This is a genomic window from Cupriavidus sp. HY129 (genome assembly GCF_059492215.1).
In genome coordinates this window covers 2,271,092-2,292,415 of the sequence record NZ_CP083254.1, presented here as the reverse complement: position 1 = coordinate 2,292,415, position 21,324 = coordinate 2,271,092, and the positions used below count along the sequence as shown (strand labels likewise).

Annotated in this window: 21 protein-coding genes; 12 read left to right on the top strand and 9 right to left on the bottom strand. The window is 65.2% G+C overall.

Annotated features, from left to right (window positions below; genetic code table 11):
- Position 1: 1 nt before the first annotated feature.
- The gene (gene bcsB / locus K6G35_RS10320; RefSeq protein ID WP_495675644.1) at positions 2-2,254 is read right to left on the bottom strand and encodes a cellulose biosynthesis cyclic di-GMP-binding regulatory protein BcsB; all 2,253 of its coding nucleotides are present in this window, start codon (positions 2,252-2,254) and stop codon (positions 2-4) included.
- A 360-nt stretch (positions 2,255-2,614) separates the two neighbouring features.
- Here bcsB and K6G35_RS10315 point away from each other — a divergent pair, with 360 nt between their 5' ends.
- Positions 2,615-3,463, top strand: coding sequence for a D-amino acid aminotransferase (locus K6G35_RS10315; RefSeq protein WP_495675643.1), 849 nt, complete (start codon positions 2,615-2,617; stop codon positions 3,461-3,463).
- 69 nt (positions 3,464-3,532) lie between these two features.
- Complete coding sequence (locus K6G35_RS10310) at positions 3,533-3,808, top strand: hypothetical protein (protein ID WP_008651922.1); 276 nt, start codon at positions 3,533-3,535, stop codon at positions 3,806-3,808.
- 15 nt (positions 3,809-3,823) lie between these two features.
- Here the strand turns inward: K6G35_RS10310 and K6G35_RS10305 are convergent, their stop codons facing one another.
- The 4 genes from K6G35_RS10305 to yfiR form a co-directional block, all read right to left on the bottom strand.
- A complete protein-coding gene (locus K6G35_RS10305) occupies positions 3,824-6,376 on the bottom strand; it encodes an EAL domain-containing protein (protein WP_286881375.1) in 2,553 nt (850 codons plus the stop codon).
- Positions 6,377-6,661: 285 nt separating this feature from the next.
- Complete coding sequence (yfiB, locus tag K6G35_RS10300; protein ID WP_008651927.1) at positions 6,662-7,165, bottom strand: outer membrane lipoprotein YfiB; 504 nt, start codon at positions 7,163-7,165, stop codon at positions 6,662-6,664.
- A gap of 9 nt (positions 7,166-7,174) precedes the next feature.
- The gene (gene dgcN, locus K6G35_RS10295) at positions 7,175-8,455 is read right to left on the bottom strand and encodes a diguanylate cyclase DgcN/YfiN (RefSeq protein ID WP_008651929.1); all 1,281 of its coding nucleotides are present in this window, start codon (positions 8,453-8,455) and stop codon (positions 7,175-7,177) included.
- Positions 8,452-9,105: a regulatory sequestration protein YfiR gene (yfiR, locus tag K6G35_RS10290; RefSeq protein ID WP_186424970.1), complete on the bottom strand. Its 654-nt coding sequence runs from the start codon at positions 9,103-9,105 to the stop codon at positions 8,452-8,454. The genes dgcN and yfiR overlap by 4 nt, the downstream gene beginning before the upstream one ends.
- 173 nt (positions 9,106-9,278) lie before the next feature.
- Here yfiR and K6G35_RS10285 point away from each other — a divergent pair, with 173 nt between their 5' ends.
- The 3 genes from K6G35_RS10285 (at position 9,279) to K6G35_RS10275 (ending at position 10,362) form a co-directional block, all read left to right on the top strand.
- On the top strand, positions 9,279-9,482 hold the full coding sequence (locus tag K6G35_RS10285) for a hypothetical protein (RefSeq protein WP_008651931.1): 204 nt from the start codon (positions 9,279-9,281) through the stop codon (positions 9,480-9,482).
- Positions 9,483-9,607: 125 nt separating this feature from the next.
- On the top strand, positions 9,608-10,039 hold the full coding sequence (locus K6G35_RS10280) for a YXWGXW repeat-containing protein (protein ID WP_008651932.1): 432 nt from the start codon (positions 9,608-9,610) through the stop codon (positions 10,037-10,039).
- 98 nt (positions 10,040-10,137) lie between these two features.
- The gene (locus K6G35_RS10275; protein ID WP_495675642.1) at positions 10,138-10,362 is read left to right on the top strand and encodes a hypothetical protein; all 225 of its coding nucleotides are present in this window, start codon (positions 10,138-10,140) and stop codon (positions 10,360-10,362) included.
- Between the two features lie 85 nt (positions 10,363-10,447).
- On the opposite strand, the gene K6G35_RS10270 is transcribed toward K6G35_RS10275, so the two are convergent.
- The 3 genes from K6G35_RS10270 to glpK all read right to left on the bottom strand — a co-directional run bounded on the left by K6G35_RS10270 (position 10,448) and on the right by glpK (position 14,066).
- Positions 10,448-10,831: a hypothetical protein gene (locus tag K6G35_RS10270; RefSeq protein WP_035882356.1), complete on the bottom strand. Its 384-nt coding sequence runs from the start codon at positions 10,829-10,831 to the stop codon at positions 10,448-10,450.
- Between the two features lie 78 nt (positions 10,832-10,909).
- Positions 10,910-12,514 carry a glycerol-3-phosphate dehydrogenase/oxidase gene (locus tag K6G35_RS10265; RefSeq protein WP_495675641.1) on the bottom strand — a complete coding sequence of 535 codons (1,605 nt, stop codon included), beginning with the start codon at positions 12,512-12,514 and terminating at the stop codon, positions 10,910-10,912.
- 19 nt (positions 12,515-12,533) lie between these two features.
- Positions 12,534-14,066, bottom strand: a complete 1,533-nt coding sequence (gene glpK, locus K6G35_RS10260; protein WP_495675640.1) for a glycerol kinase GlpK — start codon at positions 14,064-14,066, stop codon at positions 12,534-12,536.
- Positions 14,067-14,099: 33 nt separating this feature from the next.
- On the opposite strand from glpK, the gene K6G35_RS10255 reads away from it, so the two are divergent.
- On the top strand, positions 14,100-14,951 hold the full coding sequence (locus K6G35_RS10255) for an NUDIX hydrolase (RefSeq protein WP_495675639.1): 852 nt from the start codon (positions 14,100-14,102) through the stop codon (positions 14,949-14,951).
- Between the two features lie 47 nt (positions 14,952-14,998).
- Complete coding sequence (purU, locus tag K6G35_RS10250; protein WP_008641549.1) at positions 14,999-15,865, top strand: formyltetrahydrofolate deformylase; 867 nt, start codon at positions 14,999-15,001, stop codon at positions 15,863-15,865.
- Positions 15,866-16,034: 169 nt separating this feature from the next.
- Here purU and K6G35_RS10245 read toward each other — a convergent pair whose 3' ends face one another.
- Entirely contained in the window at positions 16,035-16,805 is a 771-nt protein-coding gene (locus tag K6G35_RS10245) for a DeoR/GlpR family DNA-binding transcription regulator (RefSeq protein ID WP_008641550.1), read from the bottom strand.
- Between the two features lie 162 nt (positions 16,806-16,967).
- On the opposite strand from K6G35_RS10245, the gene K6G35_RS10240 reads away from it, so the two are divergent.
- The 5 genes from K6G35_RS10240 to K6G35_RS10220 are packed head-to-tail and all read left to right on the top strand — an operon-like array spanning position 16,968 to position 21,218.
- Complete coding sequence (locus tag K6G35_RS10240; RefSeq protein WP_186424971.1) at positions 16,968-18,092, top strand: ABC transporter ATP-binding protein; 1,125 nt, start codon at positions 16,968-16,970, stop codon at positions 18,090-18,092.
- A gap of 1 nt (position 18,093) precedes the next feature.
- Positions 18,094-19,194 (top strand): ABC transporter ATP-binding protein, encoded by a 1,101-nt coding sequence (locus K6G35_RS10235; RefSeq protein ID WP_008641552.1) that lies wholly within the window; start codon positions 18,094-18,096, stop codon positions 19,192-19,194.
- Positions 19,191-20,075: a carbohydrate ABC transporter permease gene (locus K6G35_RS10230; RefSeq protein WP_008641553.1), complete on the top strand. Its 885-nt coding sequence runs from the start codon at positions 19,191-19,193 to the stop codon at positions 20,073-20,075. Before K6G35_RS10235 ends, K6G35_RS10230 begins: the two co-directional genes overlap by 4 nt.
- A complete protein-coding gene (locus K6G35_RS10225; RefSeq protein ID WP_008641554.1) occupies positions 20,068-20,898 on the top strand; it encodes a carbohydrate ABC transporter permease in 831 nt (276 codons plus the stop codon). The genes K6G35_RS10230 and K6G35_RS10225 overlap by 8 nt, the downstream gene beginning before the upstream one ends.
- Before the next feature lie 11 nt (positions 20,899-20,909).
- On the top strand, positions 20,910-21,218 hold the full coding sequence (locus K6G35_RS10220) for a DUF2160 domain-containing protein (RefSeq protein WP_008641555.1): 309 nt from the start codon (positions 20,910-20,912) through the stop codon (positions 21,216-21,218).
- The last annotated feature ends 106 nt before the right edge of the window (positions 21,219-21,324 follow it).

Below are 21,324 nucleotides of genomic sequence, written 5' to 3'. Positions count from 1 at the left end.
GTCAGCCTCCGTTGCGGCGTGCCGCCAGCCGGCTCAGCGCCCAGAACAGCGTCAGCGCCACGATCAGGCCGGCAATGATGCCCGCGATCGCCAGGAGCGCAGGATGCCCGGACAGGCGCATCCACAAGCGGCCATACCAGGGCAGGCTGCCGACGTAATACCGTTCGCCCAGGCGCAGGCCTTCCAGGTCCCGATGGTGGATCACGGTCAGGTCGCCGCGGATCTGCGCCACCCTGCCGGGGTCCTCGAGCACGTCGAGTACATCGCGCAGACGCTCGTCGGCCGTGGCCGTCAGCGCGACGATGCTGTGCTGCGCCTTGAACGGCGATTCGAAGCCGATCAGCGCAGCCAACGGGCCATCGGCGGTCAGGATCGCGCGCCCGGCAGGCGAAACGTCGACGTCGTCGGTGCCGCTGAGCCAGTTCGACCATGCGTGCGAGCGTTGGTCGCGCAGCGTGATCTCGGTCTTGCCGCGCTCGATCATCAAGGGCAGCGACTTGCCCCAGCCGGTCAGGATCTGCGCCGCGCTGCCGGTACCGATGATGACGAGGTTCCGGTCCTTGACGGTGTCAATGGCCTTGGCAGGCGCCACGGCCACGCGCAGAGATGGCAGGCCGGTCCATTTGCCCATGTGGCCGAGCATGGTCAGTGCGGCTTCCTGGTCGATGGTGGTGGGTGCGTCGGGCACCACCACGGCGGTATCGGCCAGATCGGCCAGGCGCGTGAACGGATAGCCACTATTGGCGAAGAACGCCAGGTTGGGCAAGGCGGCGTAGTGCGCGAAGCCGCTGAAGTCGATCGACGAATCCGGGTCCACCGCCGCGCGCGCCACGTTGGTCGCCGTCGACGCGCACAGGCCGGTCTTCTGCGAGTCCATGCTGAAGCGGAACTGCATCTGGTTATTGCTGCCGACGCGGAACGCGGGGATCAGGATATCGCTGCTGGCCGAGACGCTGCCGCCGGACAGCAGCGGCACGCTGACGAGGTTCTCGTCGCCCTGTGTGGTCAGCGGCTTGAGGCGATACGAGCGCACGAGCTGGTCGTTGATATCGACGCTGAGCACTGAATCGTTGTACGTCGAAGGCGCGGTGTAGCGGTACTTGATGCTGAGCGGCACGGAGCGGTCGTTCCAGCCGAACAGGTCGGCCGGCACGCGCAAATTAACGCGGATGGCATCCGGGCTGGCGCCGGCCACCTGGAGTTGCTGCGGATCGGTGACGAGTTCCTTGAACAGGACTGGGCGATCCACCGGGGCCCACGCTGGCGCGTCATAGGGCTGGCGCGGCTTGCCCAGGTCCACGGCCTGCACGCCGGTGCTGGCGCCAGCCATGGCGGCCTTGCCCAGTACCAGCGCATTGGCGGCCAGCTGCAATTCTTCCGGATTGCGCCCGGCCAGCACCAGCAGCTTGCGCGCGGGGTTTGCGGGGTTCGGCATGACGCGCACCGAGGCGCCTTCGATCTTGTCGATATGAAGGCCGTCCGGCATGGCGTTGGGCATGACCAGTGCGATCGCGTGCGCATCGCCGGGCGCGGTGCGCGACACCGGGAAGCGGAGCTCGCGATAGCTTGCCAGTGCGCCGAGCCACGAAGCTACGACGCCAGCGGCGCGTAGCACGGCGGGATCAGTATTGGCCGGCAGCACGAACGGCACGGTGACGCGGTTGTTGTCGCGGCGGTCGAAGAACGGCGCGGGCAGCAACGCCAGGTTGTCTGGCAGCGTCACGCTGGCCTTGCTCAGCGTCAGCGTGGTGCTAGGACTGATGTCGGCCCACAGGCTTGAATGGAACGGGTCTTCGCAATGATCGAGCGTGTAATGCGCGATCATCTGCACGTTGATGCGGTTGAAGTCCGTGAAGTAGCGCGGGTCCAGATCCACTTCGCGCGTGACCTGTTGCCCGGCGTGTTCCTGATCCAGCGGAATCGTTGCCACCACCTCATCGTTGAGGCGAATCTTCAGGTGCGAGAGCGGGAAGACGAGCGCTGGCGAATAGGTGAAGACCAGCTTGAGCCGGGCCGCGGTGACCACTTCGTCGAGCCGGACCCCCACGTTCAGTGTGTGGTCCGGGTCCACGCCGCGCAGCGGAATCGGATAGTTGGCCCCCATCTGGGCGAGTGTCAGAACCTGGGTACGGGTGACGAGCGGAGAAGCCGCTGTCGCGCCCGGCGAGGGCGGGGGTGCTGCGGCGGGTGAAGAGGCCGCGACCTGGGCGGCCGACTGGCCGGGAATCGTCGAGATCAGGAAGGCCGTCGCCATGGCGGCAATCCGCGTGCAGCCACATCGCAGGCCTGACTCCAAATTCGTCATATAGGGCGCCCTGTAGGAGTGGCACGGCGAAGGCACGTGAACGCAATGCCGATGTCGCGCACTGAAGTTTCGCGTGACGAATATATCACGCTGTTTTTCGTCTGCTGCATGGCAATGCACGCTAGATCAATGAATTAAAAAATATTCAATACAGGCCGACTTTGTCGTTGAAATAGTTTTAGGCGCGCGTCTTGCCGAAGTCACATCGACGGAGGGGCGATGCCGCGACGACATGCCGAAATTGCATAAAGGCAGTCCGCGCCATGTGAAAGAATTCACTTCACGATCTTCCTTGCCCAAATACTGACCATGTCTGAAACAGTCGTTTTCCTGAATGGGGAACTGCTTCCCCTGTCCGAAGCCCGCGTGCCCGTGCTCGATCGCGGGTTCATCTTCGGTGACGGCATCTACGAGGTGATTCCGCTCTACAACGGCAAGCCGTTCCGTGGCGCTCAACATCTGGCGCGCCTGCAGCGCAGCCTTGCCTCCATCGGCATTCCCAACCCCTATTCGGAGACCGAATGGCTGGCGCTGATCGACCGTGTGGTCAAGGCCAATGGCCTGGGCGACCAGATGGTCTACATGCAGGTGACGCGCGGCGTGGCCAAGCGGGCCCACGCATTCCCGAAGGAAGTCACGCCGACCGTGCTGATCATGACCAACCCGATGGCCCTGCCGCCGGCGGCATCGGTGGAACAGGGTGTGGCCTGCGTGACGATGGAAGACCGCCGCTGGCTCAACTGCCAGATCAAGTCGACCTCGTTGCTCGGCAACGTGCTGGCCGCCCAGGTGGCCGCCGAGGCAGGCGTGACCGAGGCGATCCAGTTTCGCGATGGCAATTTGACCGAAGCGTCGTCGTCGAACGTCTGGTTGGTCAAGGATGGCCGCGTCTACGCGCCGCCCAAGGACAACCTGATCCTGGAAGGTATCCGCTATGGCCTGATGGAAGATCTGTGCACGGCGATGGATATCCCGTTCGAGGCCCGCCGCATCACGCGCGACGAGGTGTTCGCCGCCGACGAAGTCCTGCTGTCGTCGGCCAGCAAGGAGCTGCTGCCGGTGGTGACGATCGACGGCAAGACCATCGGCGCGGGCAAGCCTGGCCCGGTGTTCCAGCGCCTGTTTGCGGCGTATCAGGCAGCCAAGTCGGCGCTATGACAAGCGTCATGTCCCCGCGATGGTCGCGTGCTAGGATGGCGCGCACGAACCACCGAAAGGAGGCTGCTCATGGCCAAGCGCGAGCGCAGCCGGCATGCCATCAAGGAAGAGGTGAGCCGGCGCATTCATCAGATCGATGAGGTTGCCGACGATGGCGCGCATATCCGGGTACCCGACCCCGAGCCGCACGAGCGCGACGCGTGGGGTCGTAACTGGGACATGGACTATTTCGGCAATGCGCGCGGATACGAGGCATCGATCCGCAGCGTGGTCGATGACGTACGCGACGAGTTCGATCTCGTCGACGATCCCGTAACAAGGGTGCCGAACCCGTTCGGCGACTGAGCGGGGGCGAAATCCCTAGTGCATCAACCCTGGCCAGGACGGCTGGGGTTGCCATCTCTCGATGGACGCGGCCGGCAGAGGCTGGGCGAACAGGAACCCCTGGCCTACGTGACAGCCCTGGTCGAGCAGGAACTGGCGCTGGAGCGCGCTGGTGACTCCCTCGGCCACCACGTTCAGATCCCGCGCGCGGCCAATCCGGATCACGGCCTCCACCAGGGTGCGCGTGGCCTCGCTGTTCTCCAGATCCACCAGGAAACTCCGGTCGAGCTTGATCTCGTCGACTGGCAATTGCATGAGCCGGCTCAGGCTCGAAAACCCCGTCCCGAAATCGTCGATCGACAGGCGCACGCCCAGCTTGCGCAGGGCTGCGATCGTGGCCTCCGCCTCGGAGGTGTGATCGAGGAACACGCTTTCCGTGATCTCGATGGTCAGTTCGCCGGCAGGCAGCGCGTGCGTTCGCAGGGCCTGCGTCACTACGTCCGGCAGCGCTGGGTCACGGATCGATAGCGGCGAGAGGTTGACGGAGATGGCCGGCACTGCGGCGCCGAGCCGTCGCCAGCGTGCCTGCTGCGCACATGCTTCGCGCACGGCCCAGTATCCGAGCGCCACGATCAATCCGGATTCTTCGGCCAGCGGCACGAACACCGTGGGCGCGATGTCGCCGCGATGCGGATGCGGCCAGCGCGCCAGCGCTTCCACCGCCCAAAGGTTGCCCGAAGCCAGATGGATCTGAGGCTGGTAGCGCATCTGCAACTGGCCGCTGCCGATGGCTTCGCGCAGTTCGGATTCGAGCATGCGCCGATCGCCAAGGCGCCGCGCCAGCACCGTGTCATACACACAGATCTGGTTGCCGAGGTCCGGGCCACTGCGCTTCCTGGCCTGGCAGACCGCAAGGTCGGCATGATGCAGCAGCGTTTCGCGGTCGCGTGCCTGCTCGGTCAACATGCTGATGCCGATGCTGGCCGAAGGCGAAAGGCTCAGGCCGTGCGCGACGGTAACCGGCGGATCGAGCGCGCGCAGCAGCTCATCGGCGATGGCCAGGGCCTCGTCACGTCCGTGGCCCGGAAGCAGTACGGCGAACTCGTCCCCCGACAGCCGGCCGACGGTGGCATCCCGCGCGTGTTCGGCAGTGGCGAACTGCAGCCTTGATGCCACTTCGATCAAGAAGCGGTCGCCGGCGCCGTGACCCTGCACGTCGTTGACGCGCTTGAAGTTGTTCAGGTTGATGAACAGCAGGGCGAGCGGGGTGCCATGGGCGTTGGCACGCGCCACGGCATCGTCGGCGCGGGACAGCAGCAACTGGCGATTCGGCAGGCCGGTCAGCGCGTCGTAGTACGCCAGGCGGTGGATGCGCTCCTGGGTCTGGTCGCGCACCAGCGCCAGCGCGCAGAGGTCGGCGGCCACTCCCACGAGGTTTTCGTGGAACCCGTCTGGCAAGCGTGGTTCATTGAAGCACAGCGCGAAGGTGCCCAGCACGCGCCCGTCGGCGGCACGCACGGGGGTGGACCAGGTGGCGGCCATACCGGCGGCAAGCGCCGTTTCGCGTAGCGTTTCGCAGCGCGGATCCTGAGCGATGTCGTCGACGGCCACGGCGTGGCCGAGAAAAGCCGCCGCACCGCAGGAGCCCGACTGCAGGCCGATCTGCAGGCTGTCGAATGCGGCAAGCAGTTCGGGGGCGGCAGATGGCATCGCCACCAGCCGCAAATGGCCGTTGGAGACGCGCATGACGGCGGCCTTCGTGCCCGGCGCCATTCTTTCCACGCGACGGCACAGATCATTCATGATCTGCGCCGTCGGCAGGTCGCGCGCCAGGGCGTCAAGCGTGCGGTGCTGGATCGATTCGCGTACCTTCGTTGCCGTGATGTCGGTCAGGACCCAGACCGTGTTGACCAGTCCGCCACGATGCGTCGACGCCATAATCGGACTGACCGCGACCGATAGCCAGCGCGGCTGCCCGCTCTTGTCGGGCACCAGTGCTTCATTGCGCAGCGGCAGGCCGGCCGCCAATGGCGCCAGCAACGAAGGGATCTGCTCCGGCCGCGCGTTGATCGGCATGAGCAGATCCTGCCAGCGGCGGCCTACGGCCTGATACCGTGCGTAGCCGAGCAGACGCGTGAAGCCACCGTTCAGGTGGCAGATCGTGCCGTGGGCGTCGGTGATCATGACCGGGTTTTCGGCGTGGTCGAGGCACAGCGAGAGCATACGCAGTCCCGGCGGGCTCAACGTGGCGCCGGGCTCATTGCCGGTGCTGCCGTCGTCATGCAGGAAGGCGGCGAACTGCTTCGCAGGCACTCCTGGATTGGAGGCGCCGTCCGTGCCGAAGGTGGTGATGTGCAGCCGCACATGACGCACGGTGCCATCTGCGCGTGCGATGGCGAGATTCTGACCGCTCTGGTCATTGGCCACGCGCAGATCGCCGAGCGCCAGGACGGACGCGCACTGGCCTAGCACGGTGGTTCGTTCCAGACCCCACAATGCCTCCGCTGCGGCATTGAAGAGGGTGATCTGGTTGCGTGCGTCGACCGCGACCACGGCATCGATCGCCTGTTCCAGCGCCTGGGTACGCATTATTTTTTGACTATCTCGTTCTTGTCGGGTGTTACGTGCGCGACCAGGTGTTGCCCAGTCTCTCCCCATCGACCTGATCGACTGATCGACGTGCGCACCACGCGAGTGTACGACCGTTCTACTGCGCCCGTGGGCAGGGTTTGTCCGGCCTTCTGTCGTTGGCCGATCCACCGCAAACCACGGCTGGGCGGGCCTGGGGATATGGGCAAAGGGCGAGAAAGGCGCTTTCGCTCTGGCCTGATTTTCTCGGTACGCCTGAATTAGAGTGTTTCTTCGGAACAGGGTCTATTCGACCGTGACAATGATCGCCACGCGGCGGTTCTCCGCGCGACCCAGCGCCGTGCCGTTGTCGGCGATGGGGCGGGTCTTGCCGAATCCGCGCACATCGAGATGATCGCGTGCGAATCCGCAGGTGAGCAACACGCGCGCCACAGCCTCGGCACGGCGCATGGAGAGCTGCTGGTTGTACTCGATCGTGCCGACGTTGTCGGTGTGGCCGTCCACGCGCAAGGCGTCGATGCCGGCATCCCGCAGCGTGCGTGCGACCCGGGCGAGGGCGTTCTGTTGCTCGGCCGAGACCGTGTCGTCGTCGAAGCCGAACAGCACCTTGTCCGGCATGACAAGCTCCCAGCCGTTGCCGGTCAGCATGAACCCCTGGTTCTTGAGCACGGCAATCTGCGCGGGTGTCAGCTTGTGGGCGGGGCTGGCGCAACCGGACAGCGCCAGCGCGCCCAGACCGGCCAGTGTGGTCAGCAGGAAAGCGCGACGGGGTCTGCTGGGCGCTCTCATGGTCGGCCTCTAGAGATGTGGCTCCGGTGGCGCGGACTCCGCGCTGTGCCACGTGGCGCCGGACTGGCGCTTGGCCCCGTACATCGCGGCATCGGCGGAATGGAGCAGCGCCGTGCCATTGCGGGCATGCAGCGGGTACACGGCCAGGCCGATGCTGAGTGGCGCGAAGATGGTGGTGCCATCCGCCAGACACACAGGGGTGGCCATGGCGTTGAGGATGTGCTCGGCGATGCGAACCGCGTCCTCGGGCGCGCGGAGGGCGTTGACCAGCACGGCGAACTCGTCGCCGCCCAGCCGCGCCACGCTGTCGCCTTCGCGCAGGCAGCCGCGCAGGCGCTGACCGACGGCGACGAGCACGGCATCGCCCGCCGCGTGGCCATAGCGGTCGTTGATTCCCTTGAAGTCGTCGCTGTCGAGATAGAGCACGGCGGCATATTGGTTGCGCGCCGCCGCAGTACGCACGGCGAGATCGAGCGCTTCAGTGAAGGCGGCGCGGTTGAGCAAGCCTGTCAGGCTGTCATGGCTGGCGCGGTGCGCCAGCGAACGGTTCTCGTGCTGAAGCTGGTTCTGCCAGGCCTCGAGTTCGTCCAGCAGGACGTTGAAGTCTTCGGACAGCGCATTCAGTTCCTCGATCCGCGCCGGCGGCATGCGCTGTCCAAACGCGCGTTCGGAACGCACCGCGTGGGCCACGCGCATCAGGTTGCGCAGGGGATCGACGACATCCTTGAGCATTCGGCGGGACATGTAGTGCGCCACCAGCGCCGTCAACAGCAGGCAGGCTCCCAGGCCCAGCGTGCCCTGCAGCAGGAAGTGCAGCAGCGCCACCGGATCGCCTGCCACGCGCACGCTGCCTACCTGCTGGGCTTCGTGGAGGATTGGCTGCTCGACGGCGCCCGATATCAGCAGGTCGCCGGCCACCCGGCGCAGCGCGGGGAATCGCTCGTGGCCGGGGCGCTGCCACACGGTCATCGGTTGGTGGTCGCGGTCGTACACGATGACCCGCGTCACGTCCTCGGATGCGGCGATCACGGAAAGCGCATCGGCCGCGGCGGCGGCGTCGCCGAACACGACCGGCGCTTCCACCGTATAGGCGATCGAGCGCGCCACCAGCCGGAGGTTGTGATCCGCATAGACGCGCAGCGCGGTCAGCCCGAGCGCGGTCAGCGAGATGCCGACCGTGAACACGGCGATCAGCGCCACGCCAAGGTGGATACGCCGCAGCGCGCGGTAGAGCGTCGGGCGCTGTGGCACGGCGTCGTCGGGGGCGGGGGGGCGGCCGGGCCAGTTCATGATGCGGGCGTCCTGCGGCGGCCGAGCTGGAGCACGCCGGGGTGGATATGAATCCCGCTGCGCGCGATGGCATCTAGATTGATCCGGAACGAGACTTGATTCTCACGGAATGCCAGGCAAAACATGCTGCCAACTTCACATTCGAAATCTTCCTCGACGATCACCAGCACGGGCTTTCCCACCAGATCCGTCGTCAGCTTCTTGCGGCGAGCATCGGTCATGGCCCCCATATAGAGTGCGTCGCACTCGGACGCGAGTGCGTCGGCAAGCGGATCGACAGGGCGTGCCTGGACCAGCCGGCCCGTGGATAGCGAGCCGCCTTCCATCAGCTTGCCACCGTAACGTGCATCCGTATCCACGCACAGCCGCAGCGTTTCGCGCTCGGCGGGCCAGCGCGCATAGCTCAACAGGCTCATCACCATGCGGGCCACGGCTTCGGGGCGTGAAGCCGGTGCGGCGGGGGCCGATACCGGGGCTGATGCAGGCGCTGCCGCGGCAACCGTGGAGGCGGCCACGGCTGCCGGCCATGTGCCGGGCGTGGCCAGCAGCAGAACCAGTGGCAGTGTCAGCGCGGAGCGCGGTCGGTGAGCGAAATTGGGCGTCAAGTACGGCAATTGGGGCGGCGGCTGGCAGTGGTGTCCGGCGGACATCTGGTCAAGTGTCGGCACCGTTACAGAAAACTGTAGCCACTCTGGCTTATCTCCGCACCGGGCCAGATGTCTTAGATATAAGAGGATGAGGGTGACGGAGGCGGCAGCCATCCATCCCGTGTGCTAGAGTTCCCGGACGCGTTTGTCTCGCTTGTTTCGACCGGAGGAGTCTCATGACGACCGAATCCAGACCGCAACTCAAGGCTTTCGTGCAGACCGCGCCGCAGGCCGGGCGCTATGTGTGGGTGATCTCGCTGGTGGATTTCGGCGGGCAGCAGATCCGGCGCACCATCGTGTCCGACGACACCTTCACAACATCCGACGCCGCCCGCGTGGCTGGTGACGCCGAACTCAAGGCGATGGCTGCGGACCACTAAGCGTTTCAGCTGGCTAGTGCAGCCTGAGTCGCGTGGTAATTTTCGGATACCCTTTCTTACATCACATTCCAGATAGCACCGATAGACTTCTTTCTATCGGTGCTAATTACAAAGAGAGGGTCCCTATGAAACGACAGCTTTTCGCGCGCGCCTTTGCTGGCGCGGTTCTGCTTGGCTCGGCAGCGGCGCTGGCGCCAGCCGCCATGGCGCAGGTCAGCATCAATATCGGCATTGGCGTTCCGCCACCGGCCCCGGTCTATGAAGTCGTGCCGCCTCCGCGTGTTGGCTACGTCTGGGCGCCCGGCTATTGGGACTGGGACGACCACGGTCACAAGCATGCATGGAAGAAGGGGCACTGGGTCAGCGAACGCCCCGGCTATGTTTATGAGCAGCCGCGCTGGGTTCGCGCCAGCAACGGCTGGGTGTTGCAGCCCGAGCGCTGGAACCGCGGGCCGGGCCGAGGCGATGACGATGATCAGGGCCACGGCCATGATCATGACCGCGGCCGTGGCGGCTATCACTGCCCGCCCGGACACGCCAAGAAGGGCGAGTGCTGAGGATTTATCCCGATTTGTCGCGCCTTGCGATGCGGTGACAGCGGCGCGTGATGCCATGCTAGGATGCCCGGGCCAGAAAATTTCCCGGAGATGCGGACATGTCCAAGCAGGTTTTCACGCGCGCGCAGTATCTCGATATTCTCAATGACAGTCTGCGCCGCCATCCAGGTTTCCAGCCCGGCATGGCGTTCGTTTTCCTGCCGCCGGGCGCCAGCGCCAGCCAGGCTTCGGGCGTGGGTTGCACCGGTCCGATGGAATCGATGCCGATCTACTGCGAGATCGAGCGCGTGGCGTCGGGACTGATCGAGGTCGAGCCGGCGTAGTGGCCGGTGCGGCGACAATAGCGATAGGACAAAAGCAAAACAGGCACCCTGCGGGGTGCCTGTTTTGCTTTGTGGCGTGGCCTGCTTACGCCTCGTCTTCCTCGTCGTCGAGGAATTCGCGACGCAGCATCCAGTTGGCGATCGCTTCGTCGCAGACATTCTTGAGCTTGCCCTTGTCGGGCAGCTTGTCGAACAGCTGAAAGTTCACCAGCGCCATGCCGATATCGGTGATGTAGAACATGCGGTCCGGATCGTCGTGGTGGACGATGCGCCCGTCAATGCCCGAATCCTCACTGTCGGCGGGCATGTCCTCGAGTTCGACCACCCGGCACGTGAAGCGCGGGCTGCGGGTGTGGGTCAGATACTCGAATTCGTCGTGCATGACGTCGCCGCCCTTGTTGGCGATGACGGCGAAGCCCCAGATGAACCGGGGCATCGGCAGATCGGACAGATCGTCAATCTCGTCCATATCGTCCATGGTGTTCTCCCTGATGCGTTAACCGGCATTATCGCCCAAGTCCAGCACCATGAACGCAGGTATCGTCGATCAGCCGAGCATATAACCCCTGGCGAGCTTGCCGAAGTCCTCGAGTTCGCGTGCCTGCCAGGCCGAGTCGTGCGCGAGTTCTTCCGCCAGGATCGCCGCCACCCGGGGCGCGCCGTCCAGCGCAGCGCGGGCGTCCAGGAACAGCGCCCGATTGCGCCGCGCCAACACGTCCTCAACGCGTCGGGCCAGCTCGTAGCGCGCGGCAAAGCGGACGTGGGCCTCGGTCAGGCCGGAGGCGGGCACGAGCACGTTGTCCGCGCCCGGCATCGCCTGAACCAGGGGGAGGTCGGCGCCGTAGTAGCGGTCGGGCGATCCGGTGCCCGAGGGCGGCAGGTCATTGGGCATGTTGGTCGCGCCGTGCAGCGGCAGGTCGGCCGTGCGGCAGGGCGCGGCGCGCAGCAATTGCCGCTGGATCGCGGTTTCCATCACGTCCTCGGCCATCTTGCGATACGTGGTCCATTTACCGCCAGTGACCGTGATCAGTCCGGCTTTGGATACCAGGATCGTATGCTCGCGCGACAGCGACGCGGTGGAGGCTTCCCCGGTGGCCTTCACCAGCGGCCGCAGGCCCGCCCAGACGCTGGTCACGTCATCGCGGGTCGGGTCGCGGGCCAGGTAGCGCGCGGCCGTTTCCAGGATGAAGTCGACGTCATCGCTCGCAGCGCGGGGCTCCAGTGGCAGATCCTGGCGCGGGGTGTCGGTGGTGCCGACGATCGTGTGCCCGTTCCAGGGCACCAGGAACAGCACGCGGCCATCGTCGGTTTTCGGAATCAGGACTGCGCGATCGCCGGGCAGGAAGCTGCGCGGAATCGTCAGGTGAACGCCCTGGCTCGGCGCCACCATCCGCCGGGCCTGGCCGTCTTCCATCTGGCGCACGGCATCGACCCACACGCCGGTGGCGTTGATCACGCAATCCGCATGCAGGTGGAACGTCTCCCCACCGATCACATCTTGCGCCGTGACGCCGGTGATGACGCCGTTGGACTGCGAGAGTCCGCTCACGCGCACGTAGTTGACCGCGGTGCCGCCCACATCGAACAGCGTGCGCATCAACGCCATCGCCAGCCGCGCGTCATCGAACTGGCCGTCAAAATACAGATTGCCGCCGCGCAGCGGACGCCCGCCCACGTGCTCGGCCAGGGTTGGCGCGGCCTCGAGCGTTTCGCGATGGCTGAGCCAGCGGCTGCCGGAAAGGTTCAGGCCGCCTGCCAGCATGTCATAGAGCTTCAGGCCGATCCCATAGAACGGCTGGTCGAACATCTGGTAGGCCGGCACGACGAAGCCGAGCGGCCAGACCACGTGCGGTGCGTTGCGCGCGAGCAGGCCGCGTTCGTGCAGGGCCTCGCGCACCAGGCTGATGTTGCCTTGCGCCAGGTAGCGAACGCCGCCATGCACGAGCTTGGTGGCCTTGCTCGACGTGCCCTTGGCGAAGTCGGCGGCTTCGAGCAGCAGCGTGCGGTAGCCGCGCGAAGCAGCATCGAGCGCGGTGCCCAGCCCCGTGGCGCCGCCGCCGATGACGATCACATCCCAGCGTGGCTCGCGCGCGAGCGTCTGCAGCAGAGTGTCGCGGTAGGGAGGGGCGACCGGAGTGACGGAAGTTTGCATGGGAAATTCGAATCTGGGTTCAGCGTGCGGCGTCATCGGACTCGCGAGCCCAGTCGCGGGCGCGGTCGACGGCGCGGTGCCAACGCGCGATGCGGCGCTCGCGTTCGTCGGCGGACAGCTTTGGCTCGAAGCGTTGCTCCACCTGCCACTGCCGCGTGATTTCTTCGGGGTCGGTCCAGTAGCCGGTTGCCAGCCCGGCGAGGTATGCCGCGCCTAGCGCGGTGGTTTCGGTCACGCGCGGCCGGACCACGGCGGTGCCGAGCAAGTCAGCCTGCATCTGCATCAGCAGGTCGCTGCGCGAGGCGCCGCCATCGACCCGGAGTTCGGCCAGCGAGATGCCGGCGTCCTTCTGCATGGCGTCGAGCACATCCACGCTTTGCAGCGCGATGGATTCGAGCGCGGCCCGGGCGATGTGCGGCCCGCCGGTACCGCGCGTGATGCCGACCAGCGTGCCGCGTGCGAACGGATCCCAGTGCGGCGCGCCGAGGCCGGCGAATGCCGGCACCAGCACCACGCCGCCGGTGTCGGTGCACTGGCGGGCCAGCGGCTCCACCTCGGGGGCGCTGTGGATCAGCTTGAGGCCGTCGCGCAGCCACTGGATCGTCGCGCCGCCCATGAATACGCCGCCTTCCAGGCAGTACTGGGTATTGCCGCCGATCTGCCAGCCGATGGTCGTGATCAACCGGTTACGCGATGTCACGGGCTTGTCGCCGGTGTTCATCAGGATGAAGCAGCCGGTGCCATAGGTGTTCTTGGCCATGCCTGGCTGGAGGCACGCCTGGCCAAACGTGGCGGCCTGCTGGTCGCCGGCGATGCCGGCAATCGGAATCTCCACGCCGAACAGCCGTGCCGATGCGCGCGCGACCTCGCCGCTCGACGGCACCACTTCCGGCAGCAGGTTGCGCGGAATATCCAGCAGGCCCAGGAGCTCATCGTCCCAGCGGAAATCGTGGATGTTGAACAACATCGTGCGCGAAGCATTGGAAACGTCGGTGACGTGCCGCGCGCCATCGGTCAACTGCCAGATCAGCCAGCTATCGACGGTGCCAAAGGCCAGCTCGCCGCGCTCGGCGCGTGCGCGGGCGCCCTCGTAGTTGTCGAGCATCCAGCGCAGTTTGGTGCCGGAGAAATAGGCGTCGACGATCAGTCCGGTCTTGCGCTGGAATGTCTCCGCGTGGCCCGCTGCCTGCAGGTCCTCGCACATCGGCGCGGTGCGGCGGTCTTGCCAGACCAGCGCGCGCCCCACCGGCTCGCCGGTCTTGCGATCCCACAGCACCGTGGTTTCGCGCTGGTTCGTGATGCCGATGGCGGCAATCTGCGTGCCGCTGACGCCCGCGTCGCCCAGTACCTCGTGCGCCACGGCCAGTTGCGACTGCCAGATCTCGTAGGGGTCGTGCTCGACGTGGCCGGGATGCGGATAATATTGCCGAAACTCACGCTGGGCGATGCGTACGACATTGCCCAGGTGATCGAACAGGATGGCGCGCGAACTGCTGGTGCCCTGATCCAGGGCCAGCACGTACTGCGGCTGATGAGAGGTCGTGGATGTCATGCGTTCCATCCGGATGTGTTGAATTGAATAGCCATGGCCGAAACAGCTTCCCGCCCCGCCGATCCAGCCGATATCGTTAGCGTAGTCACTGCCGGCGTTGCCGCGCGCAGTCCCTTTGATCCCGCTGCCCACCTACGCCTGATGGTCGATGGGCGGCACGTGGGCTGGCTGCCGCGCAAGCACGCAGGCATCCTCGCCGGGTTTGATGGTGTGCTGGGCCAGCCTGACGGGCAGGGCGCCATCACGCTGCTACCCGGATGTACCACGGTGACTGCGCGCAATGCGGCGCTGGCGACGCTGGCCACCCAACTGGCAGATGACGGCCATGTGCGTGGCTGGCGCAACGAGCTGTTCGCGGTGACGCCGGCGCTGGAAGCCGAGCCGCTGGCCGTGATCGAGCGTGCGGCAGCCCGCTTCCTGGGGCTGCTGACGTTCGCGTCGCACATGAACGGGATCGTGGCCGGCCAGCGGGCGCTATGGATATCGCGCCGCAGCCCGCGCAAGGCGGTGGACCCGGGCATGTGGGACAACCTCGTAGCCGGTGGCATGCCGGCCGGCAGTGATCCGCTGGAAACACTGGTGCGCGAATGCGACGAGGAATCGGGGATTCCGCCCACTCTGGCTACCCAGGCCGAGGCCCACGGGGTGATCGATGTGCTACGTGAAATCCCCGAAGGCGTGCAGTGGGAGCGTGTGTATGTATATGACCTCGTGCTGCCCGCCGACTTCGTTCCCCATAACCGCGACGGTGAAGTGGCTGAGCACCGCCATATCGATCCGGAGGCATTGCTTGCTATCATGGCGGATTGCGCCATGACCGTCGATGCCACACTGGTGACGCTGGATGCCCTCTGCCGACGCGGCTGGGCCGGTGTCCAGCCCTGAATCGAGGCTTTCACGGTCCCGGCCCGCTCAATTCCGATTCGCATACGATGAGTTCCACCGGATTTATCCTCACGCTTTCCTGCCCGGACCAGCCGGGCATCGTTCACGCCGTATCCGGCCTGCTGTTCCAGCACGGCTGCAATATCGTTGACTCCGACCAGTACGGTGACGCCTTCGCCGGCCGATTCTTCATGCGCGTGCATTTCAGCGCCGCGCCGGGCGGCCCGGATCTGGCCGAGCTTCGTGCCGCGTTTGCCCCCGTGGGCGACCAGTTCGGCATGCAGTGGGAGGTGCACGACGCGACCGTGAAGCCGCGCGTGATGATCATGGTGTCGAAGATTGGCCACTGCCTGAACGACCTGCTGTTCCGCGCCAAGGTTGGCGGTCTGCCGGTGGAGATCGCGGCGATTGTCTCGAATCATCGTGACTTCTATCAGCTCGCCGCGTCCTACGACGTGCCGTTCTTCCATCTGCCGCTGATGAACGCATCGGCGGAGCAGAAGGCCGCGCAGGAAGCCCGCGTGTTCGAAGTCGTGCGCGAGCAGAATATCGACCTGGTCGTGCTGGCCCGCTACATGCAGGTGCTGTCCGATGACCTGTGCCGCAAGCTCCAGGGCCGCGCGATCAACATCCACCATTCGTTCCTGCCGAGCTTCAAGGGCGCCAAGCCTTACTACCAGGCGCATGACCGCGGCGTGAAGCTGATTGGCGCGACGGCCCACTACGTGACCGCCGACCTCGACGAAGGCCCGATCATCGAACAGGAGATCGAGCGCGTGGACCACAGCATGGATCCGGAGCAACTGACCGCCGTGGGTCGCGACGTCGAATGCGTGGCGCTGGCCCGCGCCGTCAAGTGGCATGCGGAACATCGGATTCTGCTGAACGGCCACAAGACGGTGGTGTTCAAGTAAGGACCGAAAACCGCAATGGTTTTCTCCCCTCTCCCGAACGGGGGAGAGGGGCGGTGAAGAGGGCATGCGGTTCAATTTGCGACCCGTCCTGGCTGCTACTACCCCAACGCCTTCTCCCAGAACCCCTTTCCCACAAGCGTGAGAAGGGAGCGCGAGACGTGAGCCCACCTCACTCCTGATCCGCGACCACACATTCCACCCCGCTTTCCTGCAGCATCGTGTCGAATGGCGCGGGTAACGGCTCGTCCGTGAATAGCCGGTCGATGCTCGCGAGCGGCGCCAGTTCCACCATGGCTCGCCGGTTGAACTTGCTGGCGTCGGCCGCCAGCCAGATTTCGCGCGAGTGTTCCATGATCGTGCGAGACACCTTTACCTCGCGAAAATCATAGTCGCGCAGCGAGCCGTCGGCCTCGATGCCCGAGATGCCGATCAGGCCGATATCCACCTTGAATTGCCGGATAAATTCCACCGTGGCCTCGCCAACGATGCCGCGGTCGCGCGAACGCAGCACGCCACCGGCGACGATGACCTCGCAGTCGGGGTTGTCGGCCAGGATATTGGCCACATTCAGGTTGTTCGTAATCACCCGCAAGCCCCGGTGATGGATCAGCGCGCGCGCCACTTCCTCCACCGTGGTGCCGATGTTGAGAATCAGCGAGCAGCCTTCCGGTACGGCGGCCGCCACCGCGCGTGCGATGCGCGCCTTGCCCTCCGCGTTCAGCACCTGGCGTTGCCGGTAGGCAATGTTCTCGGTGGTCGATCCCTCTACCCGTACCCCGCCATGAAACCGGGCCAGCATGCCGTTCTCGGCCAGCAGGTTGACGTCCCGGCGCACCGTTTGCAGGGTCACGCCGAACTTGCGCGCGAGTTCGTCAATAGAGGCAAAGCCCTGCGTGCGGACTTCCTCGAGGAGTGCGGTCTGGCGTGGATTGAGCGTCATGTCCGGCATTCTAGTTCAAACAGAAACGAAAACAAATGATGCGGCGCAGTATTGTTTTGTGTTCGTTTTTGAGCTAAAACGAGCGGGTTGCTATGAAAAGTGCGCTTCAGCCGCAGGTTTTCGAAGTGGCTGAGCTGTCACAAGAAGAATATTGGAGACTGGATGCAGCTCAGCCTGGAAGGCATTGCGCAGCACGTGGGATCGCAAGCCTATCTTTACCCGATGTCGCTGGCCCCCGTGCCTGGCGCCGTCACGATCCTGCTGGGAACGACCCAGGCGGGCAAGACATCGCTGATGCGGGTCATGGCGGGGCTGGACAAGCCCACCGCGGGCCGCGTGCTGGTAGACGGCGCCGACGTGACCGGCGTGCCGGTGCGGGAACGCAACGTGTCGATGGTCTATCAGCAGTTCATCAACTACCCGTCGCTGCGCGTCTTCGACAACATTGCATCGCCGTTGCGGCTGCGCCGGGATCGCCAGGCCGACGTCGACGCGCGTGTTCGCTCGCTGGCGGGGCGCCTGCACATCGAGCATCTGCTCGACCGGTATCCCTCGGAGCTATCTGGTGGCCAGCAGCAGCGTGTGGCCCTGGCCCGTGCGCTGGCCAAGAATGCGCCGCTGATGCTGCTCGATGAGCCGCTGGTCAACCTCGACTACAAGCTGCGCGAGGAACTGCGCGATGAACTGACGCAACTCTTCGCGCAGGGCGATGCCACCGTGATTTACGCCACTACCGAGCCGGCCGAAGCGCTGCTGCTCGGTGGCCATACCGCAGTGCTCGATGCTGGTGAGTTGCTCCAATATGGCCCGACGCCGGAGGTGTTCCACTATCCGGCGTCACTGCGCGTGGCGCGCGCCTTCAGCGATCCACCGATGAATCTTCTCGAAGGTGCGCTGGCGCATGGCCGCGTCGTGCTGGCCGGCAACATTTCCATCCCGATGCCGGACGTGGCTCATACCGATGGGCCGGTAACGGTGGGCGTGCGCGCTGGCGCGCTGCGGCTCGACGCCGTGCCACAGGCCGTGGCCGTGCCGGGCAGAGTGGCGCTGGCCGAACTGTCGGGTTCGGATACGTTCGTGCATGTCGATACACCCGCCGGCAATCTGGTGGCCCAGCTTACCGGTGTGCGCGATCTCGAACTGGGCGCGCAGTTGTCGCTCCATATCGAGCCAGCCCAGATCTACCTGTTCAACGCGGACGGCGACCGCATACACGCGCCGCGCCGTCCAGGCATGTCGCCGGCGTCGGCGGCACCGGTCGCCGCGATCACCGAGTCGGGAGCCTGATATGGCACGTATCGATCTCGATCTCGCGCACGCCTATGTCGCCAATCCGCAGAAGGATGAGGACTACGCGCTGCTGCCACTACATTTCACGTTCGAGGATGGCGGCGCCTACGCGCTGCTGGGCCCGTCAGGCTGCGGCAAGACTACGCTGCTGAACTGCATCTCGGGTCTGCTGCGTCCTTCGCAAGGCACGATCAGCTTCGATGGCAAGGACGTGACTGGCGATTCGCCGCAGGCACGCAATATCGCCCAGGTATTCCAGTTCCCGGTGATCTACGACACGATGACGGTCGGCGAGAACCTCGCGTTCCCACTGCGCAATCGCGGTGTACCGGCCGCGCAGGTCAAGGAGCGGGTGGGGCGCGTGGCCGAAATGCTCGACCTTTCGGCGTCGCTGGACCGCCGCGCCAGCGGGCTGGCTGCCGACGCGAAGCAGAAGATCTCGCTGGGTCGTGGTCTGGTGCGGCAGGACGTATCGGCGATCCTGTTCGACGAGCCGCTGACCGTGATTGACCCGCACCTGAAATGGCAACTCCGTCGCAAGCTCAAGGAGATCCACCACGAATTTCGCCTGACGCTGATCTACGTGACCCATGACCAGACCGAGGCACTGACCTTTGCCGATCAGGTTGTGGTCATGTCGCGTGGAAAGGCTGTGCAGGTGGGCTCGGCCGATGCATTGTTCGAGCGGCCCGCGCACACCTTCGTGGGGCACTTCATCGGCTCGCCCGGCATGAATTTCCTGCAGGGCCAATGGCGCGATGGCGGCATCGAGATGGCGGGGCGGCGCTACGCGCCCGACCTGTCGCCAGATGTGGCAGCGAGGCTGCAGGCTGCCGGCACCTTCAAGGTCGGCGTGCGTCCGGAGTACCTGAAGCTGGCAGCCGGCAACGATCCGCAAGCGCTGCCCGTGCGCGTGGAGCGCGCGCAGGATATCGGCACGTACTGGCTGGTGTCCTCGACGGTAGACCACGGCGAAGCCGCGACCCTGCGCGCGCGGCTGGGAACCGAGGCCGCGCATCTGCGTGCTGGCGATACCGCGTGGTTGTCAGTGTTCAACCGGCATACCTGCTTCTACGTCAACGAGGAACTGGTCCAATGAAGCCCGTCAACCAGAAGGCCTGGCTGCTGGTGCTGCCAGTGGTGCTGTGCGTGGCGTTCTCGGCCATCCTGCCATTGATGACAATCGTCAATTACTCGGTGCAGGACATCATCTCGCCCGATCGGCGGGTGTTCGTCGGTACTGAATGGTTCCGCACCGTGCTGCGAGACGAGGAACTGCATGGTGCGCTGTTCCGTCAGCTTGGTTTCTCGCTGGCCGTGCTGTGCGTGGAGATTCCGCTCGGCATCCTGCTGGCGCTGTCGATGCCGGCCAAGGGCTGGAAGGCATCGGCAACGCTGGTCATCATCGCGCTGTCGCTGCTGATTCCCTGGAACGTGGTCGGCACGATCTGGCAGATCTTCGGCCGTACCGATATCGGCCTGCTCGGGGCCGCGCTCGACGGGCTAGGCTTCGCCTACAACTACACCGGTAGCGCGTTCGACGCCTGGGTTACCGTGCTCGTCATGGACGTGTGGCACTGGACACCCCTGGTGGCATTGCTCTGCTACGCGGGGCTGCGGGCCATCCCGGATGCCTACTACCAGGCGGCGCAGATCGACGGCGCATCGCGCTTCGCGGTGTTTCGCTTCATCCAGTTGCCGAAGCTGCGCGGTGTGCTGATGATCGCGGTGCTGCTGCGTTTCATGGACAGCTTCATGATCTACACGGAGCCGTTCGTGCTGACCGGCGGTGGCCCGGGCAACGCCACCACGTTCCTGTCGCAATACCTGACGCAGAAGGCGGTGGGCCAGTTTGATCTGGGGCCGGCCGCGGCGTTCTCGATCATCTACTTCCTGATCATCCTGCTGACCTGCTTCATCCTCTACAACTGGATGCAACGCGCCGGCACGGCGGGCGCCGAGGAGATTCCAAATGGCTGAGCACGTGCTTCCGGGCCAGCGCGCCAGCTGGTGGCGGCCCGTATTCCTGACTACCTACCTGTTGTTCGCGATCGTGCCGATCTACTGGATGGTGAACATGTCGTTCAAGACCAACGAGGAGATCGTCTCGACACTCTCGCTCTGGCCGGCATCGTTCACGCTCGAGCACTACGTGACGATCTTCACCGACGCGTCGTGGTACTCGGGCTACATCAACTCGATGATCTACGTGGTCCTGAATACGGTGATATCGATCGGCGTGGCGCTCCCGGCCGCCTACGCGTTCTCGCGCTACCAGTTTATCGGCGACAAGCACGTGTTCTTCTGGCTGCTGACCAACCGCATGACGCCGCCCGCTGTGTTCCTGCTGCCGTTCTTCCAGCTCTACACGACGATCGGGCTGATGGATACACACCTTGGCGTGGCGCTGGCGCACCTGGTGTTCAACGTGCCGCTTGCGGTGTGGATCCTGGAGGGTTTCATGTCGGGCGTGCCACGCGAGATTGACGAGACCGCCTACGTCGACGGCTACTCGTTCCCGCGTTTCTTCCTGACGATCTTCCTGCCGCTGATCAAGGCCGGCGTGGGCGTGGCGGCGTTCTTCTGCTTCATGTTCAGCTGGGTGGAACTGCTGCTGGCGCGGACGCTGACGTCCGTCAACGCCAAGCCGATCGTTGCGACGATGACGCGCACGGTGTCGGCGTCCGGCATGGACTGGGGCGTGCTGGCCGCGGCCGGCGTGCTGACCATCGTGCCGGGCGCCATCGTGATCTGGTTTGTGCGGCACTACATCGCGAAAGGCTTCGCGATGGGCCGCGTTTAAGGGAGGCACCGATGCTGAGCTGGATGGTATGGACCACGCCCGTGGCCGTGTTCTTTGCCGCGGTGGTGGTGATGCTGATCGGCATGACGATCTGGGAAACCCGTACGCCGACGGTGATGCGCAAGGGCTTCCTGCCGATCGCCACCACGCGTGGCGACCGCCTGTTCATCGGGCTGATGTGCGCGGCGTGGGTCAACCTTGCATGGGTAGGGCTGGGTGAAAAGATCCAGAGCTGGCTGCAACTGGCCGAAGAACCATCGATATGGATCAGCGCGGGCGTCTCTGCTCTGGTGCTGCTGCTGATCATGCGCCGGGGCTAGTGTTCCGGCGCAACGCGGATTTTGCTGATGTGGGCTGCGAGATCTTGTCCCTTCCCCAGGGCCGCAACCCAATTACAGAGAGCCGGGGAAGGGGTTCATGAGGAGA